Annotated in this window: 18 protein-coding genes; 11 read left to right on the top strand and 7 right to left on the bottom strand. The window is 72.2% G+C overall.

What is annotated here, in order from left to right; genetic code table 11:
- Positions 1-53: 53 nt before the first annotated feature.
- From ACFVZH_RS31760 to ACFVZH_RS31745, 4 genes are all read right to left on the bottom strand, one after another.
- Positions 54-1,442, bottom strand: coding sequence for an NDP-hexose 2,3-dehydratase family protein (locus tag ACFVZH_RS31760; protein WP_384902744.1), 1,389 nt, complete (start codon positions 1,440-1,442; stop codon positions 54-56).
- Positions 1,439-2,419 (bottom strand): dTDP-glucose 4,6-dehydratase, encoded by a 981-nt coding sequence (gene rfbB / locus ACFVZH_RS31755; protein WP_384902821.1) that lies wholly within the window; start codon positions 2,417-2,419, stop codon positions 1,439-1,441. The genes ACFVZH_RS31760 and rfbB overlap by 4 nt, the downstream gene beginning before the upstream one ends.
- 201 nt (positions 2,420-2,620) lie before the next feature.
- Positions 2,621-5,017 carry an ATP-binding cassette domain-containing protein gene (locus ACFVZH_RS31750; RefSeq protein WP_384902742.1) on the bottom strand — a complete coding sequence of 799 codons (2,397 nt, stop codon included), beginning with the start codon at positions 5,015-5,017 and terminating at the stop codon, positions 2,621-2,623.
- Between the two features lie 217 nt (positions 5,018-5,234).
- A complete protein-coding gene (locus tag ACFVZH_RS31745) occupies positions 5,235-5,591 on the bottom strand; it encodes a VOC family protein (protein ID WP_384902740.1) in 357 nt (118 codons plus the stop codon).
- A 162-nt stretch (positions 5,592-5,753) separates the two neighbouring features.
- Here ACFVZH_RS31745 and ACFVZH_RS31740 point away from each other — a divergent pair, with 162 nt between their 5' ends.
- Positions 5,754-7,295, top strand: coding sequence for an alpha/beta fold hydrolase (locus ACFVZH_RS31740; protein WP_384902738.1), 1,542 nt, complete (start codon positions 5,754-5,756; stop codon positions 7,293-7,295).
- A gap of 96 nt (positions 7,296-7,391) precedes the next feature.
- Here ACFVZH_RS31740 and ACFVZH_RS31735 read toward each other — a convergent pair whose 3' ends face one another.
- Entirely contained in the window at positions 7,392-8,732 is a 1,341-nt protein-coding gene (locus ACFVZH_RS31735; protein WP_384902736.1) for a nucleotide disphospho-sugar-binding domain-containing protein, read from the bottom strand.
- 74 nt (positions 8,733-8,806) lie between these two features.
- Positions 8,807-10,006: an MFS transporter gene (locus ACFVZH_RS31730; protein WP_384902734.1), complete on the bottom strand. Its 1,200-nt coding sequence runs from the start codon at positions 10,004-10,006 to the stop codon at positions 8,807-8,809.
- 78 nt (positions 10,007-10,084) lie between these two features.
- Between ACFVZH_RS31730 and ACFVZH_RS31725 the strand changes: the two genes are divergently transcribed.
- Positions 10,085-11,353, top strand: a complete 1,269-nt coding sequence (locus ACFVZH_RS31725) for an ATP-grasp domain-containing protein (RefSeq protein WP_384902733.1) — start codon at positions 10,085-10,087, stop codon at positions 11,351-11,353.
- Positions 11,354-11,426: 73 nt separating this feature from the next.
- Here the strand turns inward: ACFVZH_RS31725 and ACFVZH_RS31720 are convergent, their stop codons facing one another.
- Entirely contained in the window at positions 11,427-12,224 is a 798-nt protein-coding gene (locus tag ACFVZH_RS31720) for a phytanoyl-CoA dioxygenase family protein (protein ID WP_384902731.1), read from the bottom strand.
- Between the two features lie 323 nt (positions 12,225-12,547).
- Between ACFVZH_RS31720 and ACFVZH_RS31715 the strand changes: the two genes are divergently transcribed.
- The 9 genes from ACFVZH_RS31715 (at position 12,548) to ACFVZH_RS31675 (ending at position 24,229) form a co-directional block, all read left to right on the top strand.
- Positions 12,548-13,915, top strand: coding sequence for a formylglycine-generating enzyme family protein (locus ACFVZH_RS31715; protein WP_384902729.1), 1,368 nt, complete (start codon positions 12,548-12,550; stop codon positions 13,913-13,915).
- Positions 13,915-15,336 (top strand): MBL fold metallo-hydrolase, encoded by a 1,422-nt coding sequence (locus ACFVZH_RS31710; protein WP_384902727.1) that lies wholly within the window; start codon positions 13,915-13,917, stop codon positions 15,334-15,336. Before ACFVZH_RS31715 ends, ACFVZH_RS31710 begins: the two co-directional genes overlap by 1 nt.
- Complete coding sequence (locus ACFVZH_RS31705; protein ID WP_384902725.1) at positions 15,333-16,451, top strand: alpha/beta hydrolase-fold protein; 1,119 nt, start codon at positions 15,333-15,335, stop codon at positions 16,449-16,451. The genes ACFVZH_RS31710 and ACFVZH_RS31705 overlap by 4 nt, the downstream gene beginning before the upstream one ends.
- Positions 16,439-18,286, top strand: a complete 1,848-nt coding sequence (locus tag ACFVZH_RS31700) for an asparagine synthetase B family protein (protein ID WP_384902723.1) — start codon at positions 16,439-16,441, stop codon at positions 18,284-18,286. The genes ACFVZH_RS31705 and ACFVZH_RS31700 overlap by 13 nt, the downstream gene beginning before the upstream one ends.
- Positions 18,225-19,325, top strand: a complete 1,101-nt coding sequence (locus ACFVZH_RS31695; protein ID WP_384902721.1) for a hypothetical protein — start codon at positions 18,225-18,227, stop codon at positions 19,323-19,325. The genes ACFVZH_RS31700 and ACFVZH_RS31695 overlap by 62 nt, the downstream gene beginning before the upstream one ends.
- Complete coding sequence (locus tag ACFVZH_RS31690; RefSeq protein WP_384902720.1) at positions 19,322-20,725, top strand: aldehyde dehydrogenase family protein; 1,404 nt, start codon at positions 19,322-19,324, stop codon at positions 20,723-20,725. Before ACFVZH_RS31695 ends, ACFVZH_RS31690 begins: the two co-directional genes overlap by 4 nt.
- Positions 20,726-20,731: 6 nt before the next feature.
- Positions 20,732-21,859: a threonine aldolase family protein gene (locus ACFVZH_RS31685; RefSeq protein WP_384902718.1), complete on the top strand. Its 1,128-nt coding sequence runs from the start codon at positions 20,732-20,734 to the stop codon at positions 21,857-21,859.
- Positions 21,856-22,311, top strand: coding sequence for a pyridoxamine 5'-phosphate oxidase family protein (locus tag ACFVZH_RS31680; protein WP_384902716.1), 456 nt, complete (start codon positions 21,856-21,858; stop codon positions 22,309-22,311). The genes ACFVZH_RS31685 and ACFVZH_RS31680 overlap by 4 nt, the downstream gene beginning before the upstream one ends.
- A gap of 166 nt (positions 22,312-22,477) precedes the next feature.
- Positions 22,478-24,229 (top strand): FAD-dependent monooxygenase, encoded by a 1,752-nt coding sequence (locus ACFVZH_RS31675; RefSeq protein WP_384902714.1) that lies wholly within the window; start codon positions 22,478-22,480, stop codon positions 24,227-24,229.
- Positions 24,230-24,334: the final 105 nt, after the last annotated feature.

The following is a 24,334-nucleotide window of genomic DNA, read 5'->3' as shown; positions in this document are numbered from 1 at the left end:
AGGCCCTGTCCGGTGGAGATTCCACCGAACAGGGCCTGATGCTTTTCCCGGGGTCAGAAGGAGAGCGGGGCGCGGCCGGCCGCGTTCGTGGTGAGCACGGCGAGCAGGGTGCGGGCCTGGACGTTGACGTAACGGCTGTGTCCGGCGAGCCAGTTCAGCTGTCCGGCGGTGACCCAGTGGTATCCCGGGGGCGCCGCGGCCGGTGTCGTGTCCTCGTCGGTGTCGACGATCAGATAGCGGCTCTCGGCGTTGAGGAACCGGCCGCCCTCCTCGGAGTGGACCGTGGAGTAGCGGACGCGGTCGGGCGAGGCGCCGAGGATCGCGTCCAGGAACGGCGGGCGGTGCTCCGCCGGCAGATGGGCGTAGTTCTCGGGGACGTACTGCACGGTCGGCGCGAGCTCGGCGGTGTCGAGGAAGCCGCCCTCGACGCGCGCGTGCACGAGGACGTGCGGGACGCCGTCGAACACGCGGCGGGCGAAGGCGACGATGCCCTGTCCGACCGGTTCGATGATCGGCTGGGTCCAGCCGGCGACCTCGCGGCCCGCGCCCTCCACGGAGACCGCCACCACCTGGAAGAACCGACCGTCCTCGCGGCGGACGGAATGGTCGTCGCGGCGCCAGCCGGAGATCTCCCGCAGCGGCATGCGGCGGGTGTGGATGTCCTGGCGCGCCCGCTCGCCCGTGAACCAGGCGAGCAGGTCGGCGTCGGACGTCAGCGCCCCGATCTCGGACGGGGCCATCGGGGCGCTGGCCAGGACGGTCCGGGCGTCCATGTTCACCACGTTGTCGAGGCGGAGCATGGCCACGATCTGGCCGAGGGTGAGCCAGCGGAAGTCCTCGTCGGCCGGGACGTCGCCGGTCACCTCGACGATCATGTTGCGGTTGCGCTTCCGGTAGAACCAGGCGCCGTGCTCGGACTGCAGGACGTCGGTGAGCACCCGCTCCCGGTCCGGGGTGAGGAAGTGCTCCAGGTACTTCACCTCCGCCCCGCCGTGGGCCTTCGTGTAATTGCTGCGGGTGGCCTGCACGGTGGGGGAGAGCTGCACCAGGTTCGGGTTGCCCGGCTCCATCTTCGCCTGCATGAGGAAGTGGAGGACGCCGTCGAACTCCTTGGCCAGGATGCCGAGGATGCCGATCTCCGGCTGGACGATGATCGGCTGTTGCCAGGCGCCCTCCGGCCGGACGGCGTGCAGGCCCTCGACGGTGAAGAACTTGCCGCTGCTGTGCCGCAGGTCGCCGGTGTCCGGGGCGAAGGACCAGTGGTCGAGCTCGGCGAAGGGGATGCGGCGGATCGCCGTCCCGCAGGTCACCCGGTGGAACTCCAGCCAGCCGGGGACCTCGGACGTCGCGATGTGGACGCCCTCGGCCGTCGCAGCGGACAGGGCGAGGCGCTCGGATATGCCGGCCCGGTGACGCGGGACCAGTCGTGTCTCCACGGTCACGGCCGACCACCGCTCTCCTTGACGGGCTTCCACCACTGCGGGTTGTTGCGGTACCAGGCGACGGTGGCCGCCAGGCCCTCGTCGAAGGAGGTGAGCGGCCGGTGGCCGAGCTCCTCCTCGATCTTCGTCTGGTCGAGGGCGTAGCGCCGGTCGTGCGCCTTGCGGTCGGCGACGTGGTCGATCATGTCCGGGTCCACGCCGCAGAGTTCGACGAGCCGGTGGGCCAGCGTCAGGTTCGGCACGGACGAGCCGGAGCCGATGTTGTACGCCTCGCCGGCCCGGCCCGCGGTGAGCACCCGCTGGATGGCGCGGCAGTGGTCGTCCACGTGCAGCCACTCGCGGATCTGCTGTCCGTCGCCGTAGACGGGGATGCGCCGTCCTTCGAGGAGGTTGGTGACGGCGAGCGGGATGAACTTCTCGGGGTGCTGGTACGGCCCGTAGTTGTTGGAGCAGCGGGTGACGGAGACGTTCAGCCGGTGCGTACGGAAGTAGGCGAGGGCGACGAGGTCGGACGCGGCCTTGGAGGCGGCGTACGGGGAGTTGGGCAGGAGGGGGGACTCCTCGGTCCAGAATCCCTCGTCGATGGAGCCGTACACCTCGTCCGTCGAGACGTGGACCACCCGCTCGACGCCGGCCGCCAGGGCGGCCTCGAGGACGGCCTGCGTGCCCTCCACGTTGGTGCGGACGAACGCGGCGCCGCTCTGGATGGACCGGTCGACATGGCTCTCGGCGGCGAAGTGCACCACCGCGTCCTGGCCTTCGAGGACCGAGCGCAGCAGCTCCCGGTCGAGGATGTCGCCCCGGACGAAGGTGAGCCGCGGGTGGGCGGCGGGGAGGTTGTCGCGGTTGCCCGCGTACGTCAGCAGGTCGAGGACGGTGACGTGCGCGTCCTCGTAGCCCGGGTACCCCCCGTCGAGCATGGTCCGCACGTAATGCGAGCCGATGAATCCGGCTCCGCCGGTGACGAGGATCTTCACGAGATCACATCGCATTCGGAATTCCACGGTCGAGGCATGTGTCTAACCCTTTTCGATGAGGGGGACGGATGGCATGCAATTCACGCTAAAGAAATGCCTGATGAGAGGCATCTTTCAGATTGCGGGTTCAACCGCTGAAAAACCGAAAGGGGCCGGCGGCGGGACGAATCCCGCTGCCGGCCCCCGTGGTTCCCGTGCGGGTCACCCCTTGCCGACGTACGCCGCCAGGTGCTCGCCGGTGCGGGTCGAGCGGCTCTCGACGAGGTCGGCGGGCGTGCCCTCGAAGACGACCCGGCCGCCTTCCTGGCCGGCGCCGGGGCCGACGTCGACGATCCAGTCGGCGTGCGCCATCACGGCCTGGTGGTGCTCGATGACGATCACCGACTTGCCCGCGTCGACGAGCCGGTCGAGCAGGCCGAGCAGGTTCTCCACGTCGGCGAGGTGCAGTCCGGTGGTCGGCTCGTCCAGGACGTAGACACCGCCCTTCTCCGCCATGTGCGTGGCCAGCTTGAGCCGCTGGCGCTCGCCGCCGGACAGGGTGGTGAGCGGCCGGCCGATGTCGAGGTAGCCGAGGCCCACGTCGGAGAGGCGCTCCAGGATGCGCAGGGCGGCGGGGATGCGCGTCTCGCCGGCGCCGAAGAAGTCCTTGGCCTCGTCGACCGGCATCGCGAGGACCTCGCTGATGTCGCGGCCGCCGAAGCGGTACTCCAGGACCGACGCCTCGAAGCGCTTGCCCTCGCAGTCCTCGCAGGTGGTGGCGGCGCCCGCCATCATCGCCAGGTCGGTGTAGATGACGCCGGCGCCGTTGCAGGTGGGGCAGGCGCCCTCGGAGTTGGGGCTGAAGAGCGCCGGCTTCACGCCGTTGGCCTTGGCGAAGGCGTTCCGGACGGAGTCGAGCAGACCGGTGTACGTCGCCGGGTTGCTGCGGCGCGAACCCTTGATCGGCGCCTGGTCGACGGAGACGACGCCTTCCCGGCGGGCCACCGAGCCGTGGACGAGCGAGCTCTTGCCGGAGCCGGCGACGCCGGTGACCACGCACAGCACGCCCAGCGGGATGTCGACGTCGACGTTCCGCAGGTTGTGCGTCGAGGCGCCGCGGATCTCCAGGTGCCCGGTCGGCTTGCGGACGGTGTCCTTGACGGCCGCCCGGTCGTCGAAGTGGCGGCCGGTGACCGTACCGCTGGCGCGCAGCCCGTCGAGGGTGCCCTCGAACATCACCTGGCCGCCGCCGGAGCCGGCGCGCGGGCCGATGTCGACGATGTGGTCGGCGATCGCGATGGTCTCCGGCTTGTGCTCGACGACGAGGACGGTGTTGCCCTTGTTCCGCAGTTCGAGGAGCAGGTCGTTCATCCGGCTGATGTCGTACGGGTGCAGGCCGGTGGTGGGCTCGTCGAAGACGTAGGTGGTGTCGGTGAGCGAGGAGCCGAGGTGCCGGATCATCTTGATGCGCTGGCCCTCACCGCCCGACAGGGTGCCGGCGGGGCGGTCGAGCGACAGGTAGCCGAGGCCGATCCGTTCGATCGAGTCCAGGGTGTGCAGCAGCTTGGCGAGCAGCGGCGCCACCGACGGCTCGTCCAGGCCGCGCGCCCAGGCGGCGAGGTCCCTGATCTCCATCGCGCAGGCGTCGGCGATGGAGACGCCGCCGATCTTCGACGACCTGGCCTCCTCGCTGAGCCGGGAACCGCCGCACTCGGGACACGAGGTGAAGGTGACCGCGCGCTCCACGAACGCCCGCAGGTGCGGCTGGAGGGTGTCCTTGTCCTTGGAGAGCATCGACTTCCGGATCTTCGGGATCAGGCCCTCGTAGTTGAGGTTGACGCCGTCGACCTTGACCTTGCGCGCCTCGCCGTGGAGGAACTCCGCCATCTCCTCGGCGGTGAAGTCGCGGATCGGCTTCTTCGGGTCGAGGATGCCCGAGTCGGTGTAGACCCGGGTGGTCCAGAAGCTGTCCTGCTTCCAGCCGGGGATGGTGAACGCGCCGTCGCCGAGCGCCTTCGACTCGTCGTACAGCTGGGTGAGGTCGATGTCGTTGGCGGTGCCGCGGCCCTCGCAGCGGGCGCACATGCCGCCGTGGTAGACGGCCTTGGTCACGACGAGCTTCTCGCCCTTGCCCTTGTCGATGCTCATGGCACCGCTGGCGACCCGCTTGGGGACGTTGAAGGCGAAGGCGCTGGGCGGGCCGATGTACGGGGTGCCGAGGCGGCTGAAGAGGATGCGGAGCATCGCGTTGGTGTCGGTGGCGGTGCCGACCGTGGAGCGGGGGTCGGCGCCGAGCCGCTGCTGGTCGACGACGATCGCCGTCGTCAGTCCTTCGAGGACGTCGACCTCGGGGCGCGCGATCGTCGGCATGAAGCCCTGGACGAAGGCGCTGTACGTCTCGTTGATCATCCGCTGCGACTCGGCGGCGATCGTGCCGAACACCAGGGAGCTCTTGCCCGAGCCGGACACCCCGGTGAACACCGTCAGTCTGCGCTTGGGGAGCTCGACGCTGACGTCCTTGAGGTTGTTCACCCGTGCCCCGTGCACGCGGATCAGATCGTGACGGTCGGCGACGTGCGGCTCGTCGGAGCGCGCGTCCGTCCCGGTGTCCTTGCTCATGGTCTCTCCATCTCTCCGGATGGGGCCGCCCTTGCCCGGCCCCATCCGGCGAGCTTAGGCGGGCATGCTCGAATCCCCCTCGAATCCCGCTCGAATTCCCCTCGCGGGGGGCTTGAGGGCAATTCGAGCGGGAATCAGGGGGGATTCGAGTCGCAGGGGGGAAACGCCGGGTGGCCGGCGGGGGCGCTCCGGGCGGGCGCGGCGGGGCGGGCCGGTCTCAGCGCTCCTGCAGCAGGCCGAGGACGTTGCCGTCGACGTCGGTGACGGTGGCCACCAGGCGGCCGCCGCCGACCTCGGCGGCGGGGTTCTGCACGACGGCGCCGGCGGCGATCACCTCCGCCAACTTCGCCTCGATGTCCGGCACATGCCAGTAGGCGACCGGCGAGGCCATGCCCTGCGTGCCCGCCCCCGGGACCAGCCCGATGTGCTGTCCCGCGACGTCGAAGCCGACGTAGAAGTCCTCGTCGGTCTGCGGTTCTACGCCGAGCAGCGCGGTGTACACCGTCTTTGCCGTCGCCAGGTCCTTGACGGGGTGGAGCACCGTCTTGATTCCCTGGGTGGCGGGGTGGGACATGATCACTCCTAGGTCGGGATCGTGTGACCGCATGCTAGGGAAAAGCCCTGTCGAAACGCTTCTCCGTTCTTGCTCACTCAAGTGGGAATCCAGCCATCTTTGACCGGAATTACAGAGGGACTTGTCAGGCTGCGAGCGCGTTGCATCCAGAAGGGGAATCACGTGAAGAAGCTCGCATTGGTCACAACGGTGATCGTGACCGGCCTGGTGGGTCCGGCCGTCACCCCGGTGGCGGCGGTGGAGGCGGTCACGCCGGCCGCAAGCGTGGCCTGGTCGCCGTGTCCGGAAAACGACCCGAACCTCGGAGCGCTGCTCAAGGGCCTCGAGTGCGGCTCGATCCAGGTGCCGCTCGACTACGCCCATCCCGAGGGCCAGAAGATCAGTCTGGCACTGACCCGGGCCAAGCACACCGTCGCCGAGGCACAGTACAAGGGCGTCGTCATCCTGAACCGCGGCCAGTGGCCCGGCGGCATCGGACGGGACCTGCCCACCCGGTACGCCAAGGGCACCACCGGCCTCGCGCAGGACGTCGGCACCGCCTACGACTTCATCGGCTTCGACCCGCGCGGCGTCGGCGCCAGCGAGCCGGCGGTCGTCTGCGACCCGTCCTACATCAACCCGGGGCAGGCCCTGCCGGACCCGGTCCCGGACTCGCCCGCCGCCGAGCAGCTGCTGGTGGACCGGGCCCGCGCGTACGCGGTGAGCTGCGGCCAGCAGTACGGTGACGTGCTCAACCACCTCACCACCAAGGACGCGGCGCGCGACCTGGACCAGATGCGCATCGCGCTCGGCCAGGAGAAGATCACCTACTTCGGCACCGACTGGGGCACCTACCTCGGCTCCGTCTACGCCTCCATGTACCCCAACCGCATCCAGCGGATGATCGTGGACAGCGTGGTCAGCCCGAGCGGCGTCGGCTACCTGAACCAGCTCGGCAAGAACTTCACGACCGAGCAGAACGCCGGAATCTTCTTCACCTGGGTCGCCAAGTACGACTCCGTCTACCACCTGGGCACGACCGCCGCCCAGGTCGAGGAGAAGTACTACACAGCCCAGAACAGCCTCCGTGACGCGCCCATCGACGGCAAGATAGGCCCGGCCGAGTGGGCCGACGTCTTCGAGCCCGTCGTCTACCGCCACTGGCTCTGGCTGAACCGCGCGAAGATCCTCTCGGACTTCGTCGTCAACAACGACCCGACCGCCCTGAAGGCCAACTTCTCGACGCCGGGCTTCCCGCACCAGAACCGCCACACCATGACCAACGCGGTGAACTGCACCGACGGCCCCTGGCCGCGGGACTGGAACCAGTACAGCGCCGCCTACTCCGCCCAGTACGCCCTCGGCGCCACCTTCCTGACCTGGAACAACGCCTGGTACACCGCGCCGTGCGCCTTCTGGCCGGTGCCCTCCCAGACGCCCGCGCAGGTCGGCAACTCCTCGGTGGACGTCCTCATCATCCAGCCCGAGTTCGACACCGCGCACGGCGTCTTCGGCGCCTACGACACGCACCTGCGGTTCCCGAACTCCCGCTTCGTCATGGAGAAGGGCGGCCACAGCGTCGGCGCGGCCCTCTCGGCGAACGGCAACACCTGCCTCAACGCCTACGTCAGCGACTACCTGAGGGACGGCACCCGGCCGGCCTCCAAGTGGGGCGTCGACGCGACCTGCGCGGCAGCGCCCGACCCGGTTCCGGCCGGCGCCTGAGCGGACGGGCAAGGGCCCCGCATGAGCGAGACATGCGGGGCCCCTGCCCTCCGGGACACACTCCGGGACGGCTCTCCCGGAGCGACGCCCGTCGGGTCAGTGCGCGGTGGTGGCCGCGTCTGCCCGATGGGCGTCGACCAATTGCTCCAGAGTCCGCGCCAGTTCGTTCGGCGCCGGCATCGTGAGCACTTCCAGACGGAGCCGCCGGGCATTGGCCCGCAGGGTCTGGTCCTCGATGAGCCGGACGATCGCGGCGCGCACGCCGGGCCCGTCCACCTCGGCGGGCTTCATGGCCAGCCCCGCCCCCGTCCGGTCGAGGCACTGGAGCTTCAGCGGCACGTCGAACGCCCGGCTGACGAGCAGCTGGGGGACGCCGTAGCGCAGTGCGCAGCCGAACGACCAGGTCCCGCCGTGATGGACCATGGCCGCGCAGGTCGGCAGGACGTCGGCCAGGGGCACGGACTCCACCAGGCGCGTGTTGTCCGGCACCCGGCGCAGCTGCTCCTGGGACTCCCGCGGCAGCGTCAGCACCAGTTCCATCTCCAGATCACCGACCGAGTCGAGGATCTCCTGGATCTTCTCGACGGGCAGCAGCTGCCGCACCGGCCCGTCGTTCACCGCGTCGCCGAACGTCATCAGGACCCTGGGCGCCCGCGGCGGCTCGGCCAGCCAACGCGGCACCACCGTCGGCCCGTTGTAGGGCACGAACTGCATGGGGAGCGTCGTCGGCCGGGCGTCGGGGCGGAACGCCCCGGGCAGCGGGTCGATCGTGAACTGTCCGTTCACCAGGTCCTCGGAGAACTCGACGCCGTACTTCCCCGCCCAGCCGGACAGCCAGTCGCGCAGCCCGTCGGCGCGGTCCTCCGGCGGCTGCCGCTCCTGGGCGTGCAGGAAGTCCTCGCGCATCCGGCTGTAGACGTCCACCGAGTACAGCACCCGGGCGTGCGCCGCGCCGACCGCGGCGGCCGCCACCGCTCCCGCGAACGCCTTCGCGCCCCAGAGCACCAGGTCGGGCCGCCATTCGAGGGCGAAGCGGACGACGTCGTCCATCATCGTGTCGTTCGACCGCCGGGCCTGCGGGAGCACCAGGTTCTCGAAGACCCGGGTCGCCTGCTCCCAGTCCAGCCGCTCCCGGTCCGGCCGCACGTCGAACAGCGGCTCGAGACCACCTCCTTGCTGCGGTCCCTGACCGGCCCCGCCGGAGCCGGCCTTGGCGGCCTTCTTCCGCTGGTCCCGCTGGTCGCGCTCCCTGCGCACCTCGGCGGTCTCGCCCGGACCGACACTGATGCCGGTGAGCCCGGCCCCGGTGACGTCGTCGAGGAGGTCGGGCCAGCCGGCCACGCGCACCTCGTGACCGGCGGTCTGCAGCGACCAGGCCAGTGGAATCAGGTTGAACAGGTGCGTCTTAAAGGGAAACGGCACGATGAGCACGCGCATGACGGACCGCCTTAGCGTCGGGGCCGGGGGAGTTCATGGGGGTACTCCGCCCTTGCCGGTCCCGATCATCATGCTCATGCATCAGGCACGGGTCTTCTCCAGATTTGCCGGGTACCACCGGTTGCGGCGGTCACCAGGAACGTGACGGCGGCGACCACGAGGGCCGCGGGAACCGGGCCCACCAGGTCGCACAGAGCGCCCATGACCAGGATCGACACCGCCACGCCCGACGGGAGCAGCGTCGCCCGGAGCGTCACCACCGACGACAGTTCCTCGGCGGAGGCCGCGGCGAGCAGCCGGTTGTTGAAGTGGACGAAGGCAACCTCGAAGAGCACCAGGAACAGCGCGTACAGCGCGAGCGTCGCCGCCGTGCGGCCGACCAGCACCGCGGCGAGCAGCGGCGGCATGGGCAGGACGGCCCAGACGGCCGACGGGACCCGGTCGAGGTACTGCTGCGCGGGCAGCGCGGCCAGCGAACCGGCGAAGATGGCGACCGCCGACATCGCGACGAACACGCCCACCAGGCGGGTCCCGCCCTCCAGGAGGCGCAGCGGGATCACCGTGACGGCCACCGTGTGGAAGCCCTGCCAGAACGCCACCAGCAGGAAGCGGGCGAACAGCCGCCGCACCACCGGGTCCTCGACCCGCAGGCGGGTGTCGGCCGGGGCCTTCCCGTCGGCCTTCGCGTCGTCCGCGGTCCGTCCCGCGGACACCGGCAGCGCCCAGGCCAGGAGCGCGGAGAGCGCGAGGGTGACCGCGTTCACCGCGATCAGACCCCGCAGCGACAGGACCGAGCCGGCCGGGCCGGCCAGCGCGGCGCCGACGCTGAGGCCGGTCAACTTGCCGATCTCGGCGATGGTGTTGGCCCGGTCGAGCCGCTCCGGCGGGACCGCTCCGCGCAGCACCACCGAGGTGGCCGAGCGGGTGACCGCCTCGAAGAAGCCGCGGACCAGGACGAGTCCGGTGGCGACCGCGAGCAGCGCGGATCCCGGCGCCGCGAGGGCGGCCGCGGTGAGCAGCAGGCTCGCCGCCTCGGCCAGCCGGACGAGCCGCTCCGGAGCGCGCCGGGCGAGCAGCCGGTTGAGCGGCGCGGCGAGCAGCAGCGCGGGCAGCCAGGGGGCGCTCAGCACGGCGCCGGCGAGCAGGCCGGAACCGGTCACCGACCCCACGTGGGTGGACAGGCTCACAAGAACCAGAAAACTCCCGCACGTGTTGACGAACAGCAATGCGGGAGTGAAATGCGGCGACCGAAATGTCGCGGTGGAAAACGTCATGAAGTATCCCTCCAGGGCTGGAGGATGGCAGAGCTGAACGGATTTCGGCCAAGCAGAAGTCTGTCTATCGTTGAACGTATGACAGCAGCCACACAGGGCGGCCCGTGCATCGTGATGGTCGATGCCTATGCCGCGGTCCGTTCGCTCGTTCTGGAATTCCGGGAGCAGGGGTGCTCCGTCGTCCGCGTGCAGAGCACCCGCGACGTGCCGTACGTGTACCGGTCGGCCCCGCACGTTCCCGACGACTTCGTCGCCGACATCGTCCACGAGGGCGACGTGGCGGCCACGGCCGACGCGATCGCGGCGTTCACGCCGATCGCGGTGATCTCGGGCGGCGAGATCGGGGTGGAGCTCGCGGACCTGCTCGCGGAGCGGCTCGGCCTGCCCGGCAACGGCAGCGCCCTCAGCGCCGCACGCCGCGACAAGCACCTCATGATCGAGACCCTGCGCGCCGCCGGTCTCCGCGCGGCCCGCCAGCTGTGGGCCACCGACGCGGACGAACTCGCCGCCTGGCACCGCGAACTCGGCGGCCGCGTCGTCGTGAAGCCGCCGCGCAGCGCCGGCAGCCAGGGCGTCTCCTTCTGCGACACCCCGGAGGAGTCGGTCGCCGCCTACCGCTCCCTCGCCGACGCCGACGACGTCTTCTCCCAGCCCAACCGGGGCGCCGTGGCACAGGAGTACCTGGCGGGCACCGAGTACATGGTGAACACCGTCAGCCGGGACGGCCGCCACCACGTGTGCGACGTCTGGCGCACCGGCCGCGTCAGCGCGAACGGGGTCGTCGACCTCTGCGACGCCCTCTCCCTCGTCGACTCCGGCAGCCGGGTCGTGGAACCCCTGACGGCGTACGGCTTCCAGGTCCTGGACGCCCTCGGCATCCGGCACGGGCCCGCGCACCTGGAGATCAGGATGACCCCGGACGGACCGTGCCTGGTCGAGGTCGGCGCCCGGATCGCGGGCGGCGGCATCCCGGCCGCCGCCGGTCTGGGCATCGGCGCCTCGCAGCTGGAGTGGACCGTCGAGGCGTATCTGCGGCCCGAGCTGTTCCACGCCCGCGCGGGGACCCCGTACGAGGTGAAGCGGTACTGCGCGATCGCCGGCATGGTCTCCCCGGTGGAGGGGGTCCTCGGGGCGTACCGGGGCATCGAGGAGATCGAGCGCCTGGAGGGCTTCCACGCCCTGGCGACCCTGGTGAAGCCGGGCCAGGACATCCGCCGGACGGTCGACGACCTCACCTACCCGGTGATCGTGACGCTGCTGCACGACCTCGACGAGGTCGTGCAGCGCGACCTGAACACCATCCGGCACCTCGACGGTGTCGGGTTCTACGCCCTCGACGGTTCCTGACCGCCGTCCGACCGGGCCCCGACCGGCCGCCGACCCGCCCCCCGTTCGACCGCGGACCGACCGCAGTCGAACGTCAGGCGCGGGCGGCGGCCGGTTCGCGTCGCGTCCAGGAGGGTCGCGGCACCCGGTAGACGAAGCTGACCGCGGTACGGGGCTCGGCCGCCGTCGTGTTGGGCGCCGAGCGGTGCACCACCATGCCGTCGAACATCACCGCCGAGCCGGCCGCCAGGGGCATCGCCACCGGTGCGATCGCCGGCAGGTGCCCGTCCGCGACGTGCGGTTCGACCGCCGCCGCGAGCGGAGCCTCGCCCGGCAGCCGCTCGCGGTCCCCGGTGTGCGGGAGCAGCCCCAGCAGATGCGAGCCGGGCAGGAACTCCAGGCAGCCGTTGCGCGGGGTGGCGGCCTCGAGCGCGATCCAGATCGTCACGATGCCGTGTTCGTCCGTGCCGAAGCCGGGCGGGGCGAAGGCCAGGTCCTGGTGCCAGGGCTTCGCCGAGCCCACCACGGGCGGCTTGGCCCACAGGAAGGCGTTCACCAGGGTGCCCGGACGACCGCCGGCGGCCCGGGCGACCGGCCCGTCGGCCAGCCCGAGGGAACGCTGTACCGCGTCGAACTCGGGGACGTGCTCATGGATGCGGTCGGCCGAGCGGAGCACCCCGGCGAGCGCCCCGGCCCCTTGCTGCCAGGCCGCCCAACCGCCGATGCCGGGTGCTTCGAGGACGAAGTCCCCGCTGGAGACGGTGCGGTCGCGGGCGAGCTCCTCCAGGCGGCGGACCGCGCCGCGGAGCCGGTCGAGCGTGTCGCCGGCCACCAGCTCCGGGAGCCGGGTGAACCCGCTCTCCCGCAGGTCACGGGATTCGGTGTCAGTCATTCCGCTGTTCCTCTCTCCTCGCGTCGGATTGCCGCGAACGTACCCCCGACCTATCGCAGAATGCTCTCTTTCGGCGTTCGCGGACTTTTCCGTTGTAGTGCCTCCCTGCCTCTCCCTAAGCTCCTTGGACATGAGGTCGACCGACCGCATGAAGAGAAATACGAAGGGAGTTCACAATGAGCGACGGTACCTTCATGGAGACTCGTGACGCGCAGCAGGAGACCAGCAAGTGGTAATCCGCTGACAAGCGAAATGCGCCGCCCGTACGGATTCGCATTCCGTACGGGCGGCTCGTCGTCCGTCGTCCCGAGAGAGAGGTTGAGATGGTAGGTAATCGCGTTTCCCACGTCATCGACATTCCCGCCGACCTGTTGGTGATCGACGACTCCACCGACGACCGCTACTGGGCGTCGGTGGACCGGATCGTCGGTCTGGCGGGGGAGAAGGGGCGCGCGGCCGACGGGGTGCCGCTGCTGGCGAGCATCGCCATCACGCACCCGGAGTGGCCGGTGCGCGCCGGCGCCGTACGCCTGCTCGCCGAGCGGCACGCGGACGACCCGGCGGCCGGCTCCGCGGTGGCCGCCGCGACGCACGACACCGTCGACTGGGTCGCGTTCACGGCCCTCAAGGTCATCACCGAGTACCGCATCTCGGCCGCCGTCCCCGACCTCATCCGCATCTCGGGCTGGCCCAGCAACTTCACCAAGCCGGGCTGGGCGCGCAAGCCCGTCGGCTGTGGCGCGGCGCTCACCAAGCGCGCCCTCATCAGCGTCTTCGGCACCCGCGACTCCGCCGAACTCCGCCGCCTGGAGGACGAGTACTTCGCGGACATGCGGGCCCGGATCGACGCCGCGCGCAAGCGGCCCCGGCGCAACGACGACGTCGTCCTGGTGCCCGGCGGCCCGGCGATCATCGGCGCGATCGAGGAGACCGACGCCTTCCGCATGCTGACCGACGACCTGACGCTGAGCGCCGTGGACGTGCCCGCGTTCCTCGTCGACCGCACCACCGTGACCAACGCGCGCTACCGGGAGTTCCTCGAAGAGGTCGGCGACTCCGGCGAGTTCGACCACCCCGACCAGCCGGAGGAGCGCTCGCACCGCCCCGCGCACTGGCACGACCCGCGCTTCAACGCGCCGGAGTTCCCGGTCGTCGGCATCGACTGGTACGACGGCTACGCCTTCGCGAAGTGGGCCGGCGGCGCGCTGCCCAGCGAGAACCAGTGGGAGAAGGCCGCGCGCGGCACGGACGGCCGCCGCTTCCCGTGGGGCGACGAGTGGGACCCGGCCCGGGTCAACTACGTCGAGCGGTCCTTCGGCGAGAACGTCGCCGACCTCGACTCCCTGGAGGCGCTGCTCGTCACCGTCGAGCAGGGCGAGAACCCCGCCCACCCGGTGCTGGCCGCGGACGCCCTCCCGGAGGGCGCGAGCCCGTACGGCGTGCTGCAGACCTCGGGGAACGTCTGGGAGCTGACCCGGACCAACTTCTACACCGGCGAGGACATGGACCCCTTCTTCAAGGGCCGCCACCCGCTGGACTTCATGAACCGCAAGGACGCCTTCCACGTCCTGCGCGGCGGTACGTGGACGTCGCCGCCGGCCTGCCTCACCACGTTCTACCGGGGCAAGGACCTGATCACCGACCGCCACATGGAGGTCGGCTTCCGCTGCGTGTACGAGACGGCCGGCTGATGCGGCTCACCTCCCTCGGCCACGCCGCGGTCCTCGTCGAGACGGGCACCGAGCGCATCCTCTTCGACCCGTGGCTCACCCAGCGCCTGGACCGCTTCTGGGAACACCACCCGCCGCTGCCGGACGGCCTGGTCCGCCAGGTGCTCGACGAGGGCGTCGACTACGTGGTCCTCAGCCACCACCACTACGACCACCACCACTTCCCGTCGCTGCACCGGCTCGTCGACGGCGCCGACGTCGACTTCGACGACAGCCCGCGCCAGAGCGCCGGCGTCACCTGCGTCTACCCCGCCGGCCCCGTGCCGCCGCAGCTCACCGCCTCCGGCCTCGGGCACCAGGCGATCGCCTGGACGCTGCGCCGCTTCGGCTTCGAGCGCCTGCACCCGGTGACGCCCGGCGACACCGTGACCCTGGGCGGGGCGACCCTGCGGACGTTCCCCTCGGCCGTGTCGTTCCCCGAGATGAGCGTGCTCGTGGAGACCGCCGACGCGGCCGTCATGCTCTGCGGGGACGCCCTGCTGCACGAGGCGACCGTCGCGGCCTTCGCGCGCGACGACGCGCCCCGCCTCGACGCCGTGTTCGTCCCCGCGCACAGCGTCTCGCCGCCCGGCGTGCTCACCGAGCGGCGGGCGCTGACGGACCCGGACGCGGTCCGGGCCCGGGCCGTCGCGAACTTCGACCGGTACGTCTCGACGCTCCCGGCGACCGTGACCGTGCCCTCCTCGTTCGGCTGGCGGGTCAGCGGCGACGGCGAGCGCGACTACTCGTGGTGCAACCGGACGATGTTCCCCTTCACCCCGACCGAGGCCCTCGCACGCCTCGACGAGCTGGGCCGCGACGGCCTGCTGTGGGGCCCGGGGCAGGTCATGGAGGTGGCGGACGGCAAGGCCGTGCTGACCGAAGGACCCGTCGCGCCCGACGCGTACGACTTCGACGAGGTCTACGACGAGGTGCGGCTCCGGCCGGACACGCCGGTGCCGCCGTTCGACGCCTCCCTCGACCGGTACGGCGGCCAGACCCGCCCCGCCGAGGACCTGCTCCACGAGGTCCTCGACCGGCTCGTCGCGACCGACTACTGGTACCGGGCGCTCGACGACGGCGCCGGACGGCACGTCGTCTCGCTGTACGAGGACGGCGGCGCGGACGGCGGGGGCGGCGAGACCGCGTTCCTGCTCGACCCGGTGGCCGGCCGCGTCACCCGGCTCGGCCCGGGCCCGGCCCGCGGCCATGTCGCCGGCGGCGAGGGCTGGACGGAGATCGCGGCGAGCACCCTGGAGGCCATGCTCGGCGCGGACCTGCTGTTCGGCAGCTCCTTCGGCCTGTGGGCAAGCGACGGCGTCCTGCTGTCCGCGGTCTTCCACCACCCGTCGTTCTACACCCGCCACGTGGACCGGCACCTGTGGGAGGAAAGCCGCTCATGAACGACTCCGCCGTCTCCGGGACCGCCGTGTCCGCGCCCGCCGGGTCCGACCCCGCCGCGTCCGCGCCCGTCGTGTTCGAGCACGCGAGCGTCCGGCTGCGCGGCAACCCGCTGGGAGACCCGTACCGGCGCCGTACCGAGGTGCACCTGCCGCCGGGCTACGACGGCGTCCGCCGCTTCCCGGTCGTGTACTGGCTGCCCGGATTCGGTGCCCACCCGAGCCTGACCGGCCGGGCGCTGGCCTTCGGCGCCTCCGTCGCCGACCGCCTCCGGCAGGCGATGGAGGACGGCCGGGTGCCGCCCGCGCTGCTCGTCGTACCGGACTGCACCACCGCCTACGGCGGCTCGCAGTACCTCGACTCCGCCGCCTCGGGGGAGTACGCCGGCCACCTCGCCGAGATCGTCGCGGAGGTCGACCGCCGGTTCGCGACCCGGCCCGAACCGGCCTGGCGGGCCGTCGGCGGCAAGTCGAGCGGAGGCTACGGAGCACTCGTCGCGGGCATGACCTCCGACCTGTTCGGGTCGGTCGTCGCCTGCTCGCCCGACGCCAGCTTCGAGCACTGCTACCTGCCGCTGCTGCCCGGCACCCTCGACACCGTAAGGGCGGCCGGCGGCGTCGACGCCCTGCTCGCCCGCCGGACCGGCGGCCCGCACGACGTGCCCTTCATGGTCGCGATGAGCATCATCGCCATGGGCATGTGCTATGCCGAGAAGGCCGGCACGAGCCCGTCGGACGCGCTGCCGTGCGACCCCGCGACGGGCCTGTTCCGCGACGACGTGTGGCAGCGGTGGCTCACCCACGACCCGGTGCGCATGCTGCCCGCGCACGCCGGCCGGCTCAGCGGGCTCGGCCTGCTCCACCTCGACGTCGGACAGCGCGACGAGTACGGCATGCACTGGGGCGTCCGCGCCCTGCACGCCGCACTCGGCGCGCACGGCGTCCCGCACGTCTACCGCGAGCACGAGGGTGGCCACCACGGCATCGAGCACGTCTTCACCGAGGCCCTGGCCGGCCTCTGGCGCGTGTGGCGCGAACCGGCCGCGCCCGAGCCGGTACCGGCCCCGAAGAGCGAGACACCGGCGGTGAGTTGGGTGAGTGGCACATGTGCGGTATAGCGGGCTTCATCAGCTTCGACGGACGCCGGGACCCCGCCGCGCTGGACGCGCTGGGCCGGACCATGACCCGGGCCATGGCCCACCGCGGCGAGGGCTCCCGCGCCCCGTACGTCTCGGCGTGCGGCACCGTCATGCTCTGCGCGACCCGGCTGGCCGTCCGCGACCGCAGCCACGCGGGCGACCAGCCGATGGCCGACCCCACCGGCCGGGTCGTCCTCGTGCACAACGGCGAGGTCTACGGCTCCCGGGCGCCCGCGCCGCCGCTGTGGCCCCGCCGCACCAGCTGCGACACCGAGTTCGCCCTCCAGCAGGTCTGCCGCGAGGACGACCCCGCCGACGCCCTGCGGCCGCTCGACGGGATGTTCGCGCTCGCCTGGCACGACACCTCGACCGGGCGGGTGGTGCTGGCCCGCGACCACTTCGGCGTCAAGCCGCTCTTCTACGCCTTCACCGACGGCGGGCTGCTGTTCGCCTCCGAGCAGCAGGTCCTGCTCAGCACCGGCCTGATCACCCCCGAGGTCGACGCCGAGGAGTACCTGCTGCGCTCCTGGATCCGGATGGACGCGGCCGACGACCACACCTGGCTGCGCGGCGTCCGCTCCCTCCAGCCCGCCGAGTACCTCGTCGCCGACGGGGGCAGCACCCGCACCGCGCGCTACTGGCGGCCCGCCTCGGTGGACGGCCTGGTCGGCCCCGAGGAGATCAGGGCCGCCTTCGACCGGGCGATCGAGCAGCGGTCCGTGTCCGACGTCCCCCGGGCCGCGGTGCTCAGCGGCGGCGTCGACAGCACGGCGATCGCCGCGGGCCTGACCGCCGCCGGAGTACCCCTCGACGGGTACGTGCTCCGCTACCAGGACGGCATCGGCGGCTCCGGCGACGACGTGGCCTACGCCACCGAGGTCGCCGAACACCTCGGGGTGAGGCTGACCGTCTGCGACCTCGACCGGAACGCCGCCGCCGACCTGGTGCCCGTCCTGCCCACCCGGCTGATGCGCCCGCTGCTGCACGGCGCCGAACTCGCCATGCACCACCTCTACGGGACCATCGCCGGCGACCGGAAGGTGGTCGTCTACTCGGGCCACGGCGCCGACGAGCTCTGGGGCTACCAGGACGGCCGCTACTTCCCCGTCGTCGACCCGCTCGCCCCCACGTACATCCACGGACGCCACTACCTGACCCACCGGCTCCACGCCGACGAACGGCCGGTCTGGGCCCGCCTCGTCGGCTGGATGGCGCAGGAGCTCGACGTCGACATGGACGTCGTCACCGACCGGGTGTGGTCCCGCACCATGGACGAGTACCGGGCGCTCAAGACGGCGTCGCCGCTCAAGCGCGGCCGGCACCACCTGATGCGCCGCTTCCTCGTCTACGTCAACGACATGGTCGACGCCACCTCGTCGACCTTCACCCTGGAGGACCGGCCCGTCTTCCAGGACGTCACCCTCACCGAGCTGGCCTTCCGCTGCCCCGAGCACCTCAAGGACACCAACAAGCCCGGCAGCCACAAGGGCCTGCTGAAGGCCGCGCTCGCCGACCTGATGCCCGAGTCGGTACGCCACCGCCGCAAGCAGGGCTTCCCCACCCCCACCGACCCGCGCTACGTCCGGCGGCTCACCGAGCTCGCCGACGGACTCGGCACCCCGTTCGGGCTGCCGCCGCTGCCCGCCGACCTCCGCGCCGAACTGGGCGTCGGCGAATGGATGTTTCTCGCGTCCTCCTCCGCCTGGCTCGACCACCTCGCGGAGTTCAGAACCGAACCGAGGAGTCATGGTCATGGTGAACAGTCCCGTACCGCAGTGGCGCTGGCGGATCCTGGAGCACGCCGCCGACCTTGACCCGGTACCGCCGGTGCTCACGGAGGCGGCGGCCCAGGACGGCTGCAACTTCGTGGTGTGGCAGCCGGCCGCCCTGCCCGCGGGCTGCGACACCAGCGTCGGAACGCTCCGCCGCGAGGCGCCCCCCGGCCGCGTCGAGGCCGAGGGCCGCACCCCCTGGAGCGACGCCAACCCGGCCGGCTACCGCACCGAGATCTCCGGCGGCGGCCGACGGCTGCGCCTCAAGCAGTTCCATTACGACTGGGCCTTCCCCGCCGCCGACCACCCCTGCCTGTGGGGCGGCGAGACCCGGCCGTACGAGATCGGCGAAGGCCGCGTCGCCTGGCTCGGCACCGACTACCTGGGACATGTCGCCGGCAGCGCCCGGATGGCCCGTACCACCGTCGAACTCTCCGTCCTCGAAGGAGAGTTCACCGACGACGAGCTCGTCGCCCTGTTCGCCGCGCTCCGCCCGGCCGTACCGGAGGCCGTGGAACGCGTCCTCGCCACCCCGTTCGCCGAACTGAGCTACTGGGCCAGGCACCGCGCCGACATGGTGTCCGTGCCCACCGGCGTCTTCTCCTTCCACCGGCGTGGCAAGGAGCACGAGGGCGACTGGATCCCCTCGGCCGACGTCACCGCCTTCCTCACCGCACAGGGCGTGCCGGTCACGGCCGGCGGATTCCACGCCGAGAGCGCCGCCACCTTCGGGGACGGCGCCGCCGTCCGCGAGCTGGAGGTCGTCTACGCCTCGCCCGGCGGCGGCGAACTGCGCCTCACCGCCCAGCGCACCGGCGGTGGCCGACTGGAGTTCCCGCCCGTCCGGGAGAAGCACCCCGCCGCCGAGGAACTCCACGACCTCGGCGGCCGGCCCCTGCACCTCGGCTACCTCGACGCCGAGTACGGCGCCTGCGACGCCTGGTGGCAGCACCCCGACGGCTACGACCTCCGCCTGCTCGGCAGCGCCGGCGAGGGCATGGGCCGCGAGACCTTCCTCGGCCTGGTCGCCGGCCTCGACGCCGGCCTCCGCCTCGCCGGCAACGCCGAGGTGCTGGGATGACCACGGCGGGGCGGACCGTGCTCGACCCCGCCACCGGCCGGTCCCTCACCCGGCTCCCGGACACCGGCGCGGCCGGCGTCGACGACGCCGTGGCCCGCGCGGACGCCGCCTTCCGCGGCGGCTGGGGCGACACCTCCCCGGCCCACCGCGGCGACCTGCTGCGGGCGCTCGCCACCCTGCTGCGCGACGACCGCGAGGTCTTCGCGGCCCTGGAGCGGAGCAACGCGGGCAAACCCACGGCCCGCGCCCTCGGCGAGGTGGACTTCGCCGCCCGGGTGGTCGACTGGTTCGCCGCGGCCGCCCGCCACCCGGTGGGGGAGACCCATCCGGCGGGCCCCGGCATGCGCACCTACACCGACCGGGTGCCGGTCGGCGTCTGCGCGGCGATCGCGCCGAACAACTACCCGCTGCTCCTCGCGGTCTGGAAGATCGCCGCCGCGCTCGCCTACGGCAACACCGTCGTCGTCAAACCGGCGCCCGAGACCCCGCTGTCCCTGCGCCACCTCGTCGAACGCGCCGGGGAACTGCTCCCCGAAGGCGTCCTCGGCGCCGTCTACGGCGGCGCCGACACCGGCCGGCTGCTCTGCGCGCACCCGGCCGTCGGCACGGTGTCGTTCACCGGCTCGACGGATGCCGGACGGGACGTCGCCCGCCGCTGCGCCGACGGCCTCAAGCCCGTCTCGCTCGAACTCGGCGGCAAGAGCCCCGTGGTGGTCTTCCGCGACGCCGACCTCGACGCTGCCGCGCGCGCCGTCGTCACCGGCTTCACCGGCAACACCGGCCAGATGTGCGTGGCCGGCACCCGCCTGGTCGTCGACCGCGCCGTGCACGGCGCGTTCGTCGCCCGGGTCGCCGAACTGGCCGCCGCCCTGCGGGTCGGGCCGCCCGAGGACCCCGCCACCGACCTCGGCCCGCTGATCAGCGCGGCCGCCGCCGACCGCGCGGCCGAGGTGGTCGAGGAGGCGGCGGCGAAGGGCGCGCGGGTCGTCCTGCCGCCCGGCGCCACCGGCGTCCGCCACGACCTCGGCGGCGGGTTCCACGTCCACCCGGCCATCGTGGACGACGCCCCCTCCGACAGCCGCGCCTGGCGCGAGGAGGTCTTCGCCCCGGTGCTGTCCGTCGCCGCGTTCGACACCGACGTCGAGGCCCTGGACCTCGCCCACGACACCGCGTACGGCCTGTCGGCCTCCGTCTGGACCTCCGACGCCGACCGCGTCGAGCACTTCGGCCGCCACCTGCGCGCCGGCATGGTCTGGGTCAACACCTGGGGCGACACCGAGGAGTCCGTCAGCGTCTCCGGCATGGGGCGGTCCGGATACGGCCGCGAACTGGGCCTCCACGCCGTGGAGGGCTACACCCGGCCGCGTGCCGTCTGGGTGGCCCACCGGACGGGGAGGTAGCCGGCGATGGCGACCGCCACCTCCCCGAGGCTCGACTTCCGCAGCGACACCCGCACCCTGCCGGACGCCCGGATGCGCGCGGCGATGGCGGAGGCGAAGGTCGGCGACGACGTGTACGGCGACGACCCCACCGTCACTCTCCTGGAGGAGACGGTCGCCGAACTCCTCGGCACCGAAGCCGCGTTGCTCATGCCCACCGGCACGATGGCCAACCTCGTCGCCCCGCTCGCCGCGGCCGGCCCGCCGGGCTCGCCCCCGCCCCGGCTGATCGCCGGCGCCGACACCCACATGGCGTTCCTCGAAGCCGACGGCCTGCGCCGCTTCGGCGGCGTCGAACTCCTGTCGGTGCGGCAGCGGTCCGACGGCCTGCCCGACCCCGACGCCCTGACCGCGCTGCTCGCCGCCGGCACGGAGGACCGCAGGACCGTGGTGTGCCTGGAGAACACCAGCATGATGCGCTCCGGGAACGCCCTCGACGCCGCGGCGACCCGCTCCGTGGCCGCGCTCGCCCACCGGTACGGCGCGCACTTCCACCTCGACGGAGCCCGCCTCGCCAACGCGGCCGTGGCGCTCGGCGTCCCGCTCGCCGAGCTGGCCGGACCCGCCGACAGCGTCGCCTTCTCCGTCTCCAAGGGGCTCGGCGGCCCGGTCGGCGGACTGCTCTGCGGCACCCGTGAGTACCTCGCGCACGCCCGGGAGGCGAGGACCTGGCTGGGCGGATCCCTGCACCAGGCGGGGATCGTCGCGGCGCCCGCACTGGTCGCCCTGGGGCGGCTGTCCGAGCTGGCCACCGACCACGAGAAGGCCGCGCTGCTCGCCGCCGGGCTCGCGACGGTGCCCGGCGCCGAGGTGATGCGCCCGCCGCGGCCGACCAACATGGTCATGGCCCGACTCGCCGGGATGGCCGCCGAGGAGTGCGCAACGGGACTCGCCGCGTACGGAGTTCGCGTTCTGCCGCTGCCGAACGGGCATGTCCGCTTCGTGGCGCACCGGTCACACGACATGATCAGTGTGCGCGCGGCCGTCAGGGCGCTGGCGGCCGTGGCGGCCACCCTGCCGGCGGGGCCCGGCCGGCAACCGAACGAGCCGTCCCCGGACGGGGAGGGCTCCGTGACATCGATGGAGGAAGCATGACCGACACGCCACCGCGTGGACCGGAGGAGCGGCTCAAGGACACCCGCGCCAGGCTCGAGAACGACATCGACCTCTGGGTCGCGACGTCCGGCGCCGAGGGCGGGGTCCACCTCATCCCCCTCTCCTACCTGTGGGACGGCGCCGCGTTCCTCGTCTCGACGCCGCGCGCCTCGGTCACCGGCCGCAACCTGCTCGCCGACGCCCGGGTCCGCCTCGGCCTCGGCCCGACCCGCGACGTGGTGATCGTCGACGGCGTCGCGGAGCCGGTGGACGTCGCCGAGCTCGGCCAGGAGGCCGGTGACGCCTTCGCGGCGAAGACCGGCTTCGACCCGCGCGAACTCGACCAGCCCTACCAGTACTTCCGCATCCGCCCGCAGCGCATCCAGGCGTGGCGGGAGGCCAACGAGCTGGCGGGCCGCGGCCTCATGCGCGACGGGGCCTGGCTCGGCTGACCCCGCGGGGACACCGCTCCCCTCCGCCCGCCGGCCGGTCACGTCCCCGTGACCGGCCGGCGGGCGTCCGGCGCCGTCCGGGTCCAGCCGTTCTTGACCGGCCCTGAAGAACCCTTTGTCAGGCTGCGACGGCAATGCATCCGTCAATATTTCTGGAAGGGCGAACATGGGGACAATCGAGGTTCCGGTCCTGATCGTGGGCGGTGGCGGATGCGGTCTGTCCGCCTCCGTCTTCCTGGCCGACCAGGGCGTCGACCATCTGCTGGTGGAACGGCACCCGGACACGTCGAGGATTCCGAAGGCGCACTATCTCAACCAGCGCACGATGGAGATCTTCCGGCAGCACGGCATCGCCGACGACGTGCTCGCCGAGGCGGCACCGCTGGAGATGTTCGGCAAGGTGCGCTGGCAGACCACGCTCGCGGGCGACGGGCCGATGGACCGGCGCCTGATCCACGAGATGGACGCCTTCGGCGGCGGCGAACTGCGCGAGAGCTACGAGGAGGTCGGGCCTGTCCTGCCGGCCAAGCTGCCGCAGATGTGGCTGGAGCCGATCCTGCGCCGCCACGCGGAGAACCGCAGCCCCGGCCGCGTCCTTTTCCACCACGAGCTGACCACCTTCTCCGACGAGGGCGACCACGTCCGCGCCGAGGTGCGCAACGTCGAGACCGGCGAGGTCACCACCGTCAAGGCGCAGTACCTGATAGGCGCCGACGGCGGCCGGTTCGTCGGCCCCGAGGTCGGCATCAAGCTGGACGGCCCGCCCGGACTCGTCAACACCACGACCGCCTACTTCTCCGCCGACCTGTCCGAGTGGTGGGAGGAGGGCACGCTCATCACCCACTTCCTCAGCCCGGAGGACCCCGACCTCTCCAGCAACCTCATCGAGATGGGGCCGAGCTGGGGCAAGGCGTGCGAGCAGTGGGGCCTCCACTTCGCCCCCGGCCCGCCCGGCCGCTGGGACGCCGAGACGGTGATCCCGCGCATCCGCGAGCTGCTGCGCCTGCCGGAGCTCGAGGTGGAGGTCCACAAGGTCACCGACTGGATCGTGCACGCCCACCTCGCCGACCGCTACCGGGTCGGCCGTGTGCTGATCGCCGGCGACGCCGCGCACCGCCAGCCGCCGGCCGTCGGCCTCGGCCTCAACACCGGCATCCAGGACGCGCACAACCTGGTGTGGAAGCTGGCCGCGGTGATCAACGGCGGCTCGCCCGACAGCCTGATCGACACGTACGAGTCCGAGCGCCGCCCCGTGGGCCGGGAGAACGTCGACTGGGCCGTGTCCGCCGCAAGCCACCACCAGGTGGTCATCGACGCCATCGGCGCCGGCCACAACATCCCGGCGGGCCGCCGCCTCCAGCGTCTCGAGGCGTACTTCGACCCGTCGGCGAACGGCGACACCGTGCGGGCGCGGGCCCTGGAGATCTTCCACACCCACCGGGGCGGCTGCCAGTCGCTCGACATGGAGGTGGGCTTCGGTTACGAGGAGGGCGCGCTCGTCCCCGACGGCACCGAGCGGCCGGCCCGCGTCCCGATGCGGAACGTGCACGTGCCGACGTCCCGCCCCGGGCACCGGGTGCCGCACGCCTGGATCAGCCGGGACGGCGAGCTTCTCTCCACGATCGACCTCACCGGCACGAGCGGCTACGTGCTGCTCACCGGCCCGGAGGGGACGGCGTGGACCGAGGCGGCCGAGCGCGTGGCGGAGAAGTACTCCGTCCCGGTCGTCACCGCCCGTATCGGCGAGGGCGGCGACTACGAGGACGTGGACGGCGGCTGGGAGGCCGTCCGGCAGATCACCGCTGCCGGCGCGCTCGTGGTCCGTCCGGACGGGCACGTCGCCTACCGCGCCACGGACGCCGTCGAGGACCCGGAGCAGGCCCTGACCGAGGTGTTCGCGGCCCTCCTGGACCGCTGACCCGGCCGGAGACGACGAGAAGGGGCCGTACCCGATCGGGTACGGCCCCTTCTCTGTCTCTTATAAACAACAACCAGCCCACCAGACCCCCTGATATCGCGTATG

Origin of the sequence: Streptomyces sp. NPDC059534 (assembly GCF_042743475.1) — a bacterium.
Classification (GTDB): domain Bacteria; phylum Actinomycetota; class Actinomycetes; order Streptomycetales; family Streptomycetaceae; genus Streptomyces.
The sequence above is the reverse complement of the archived record's forward strand: the minus strand, read 5'-3'. Positions and strand labels throughout refer to the sequence as shown.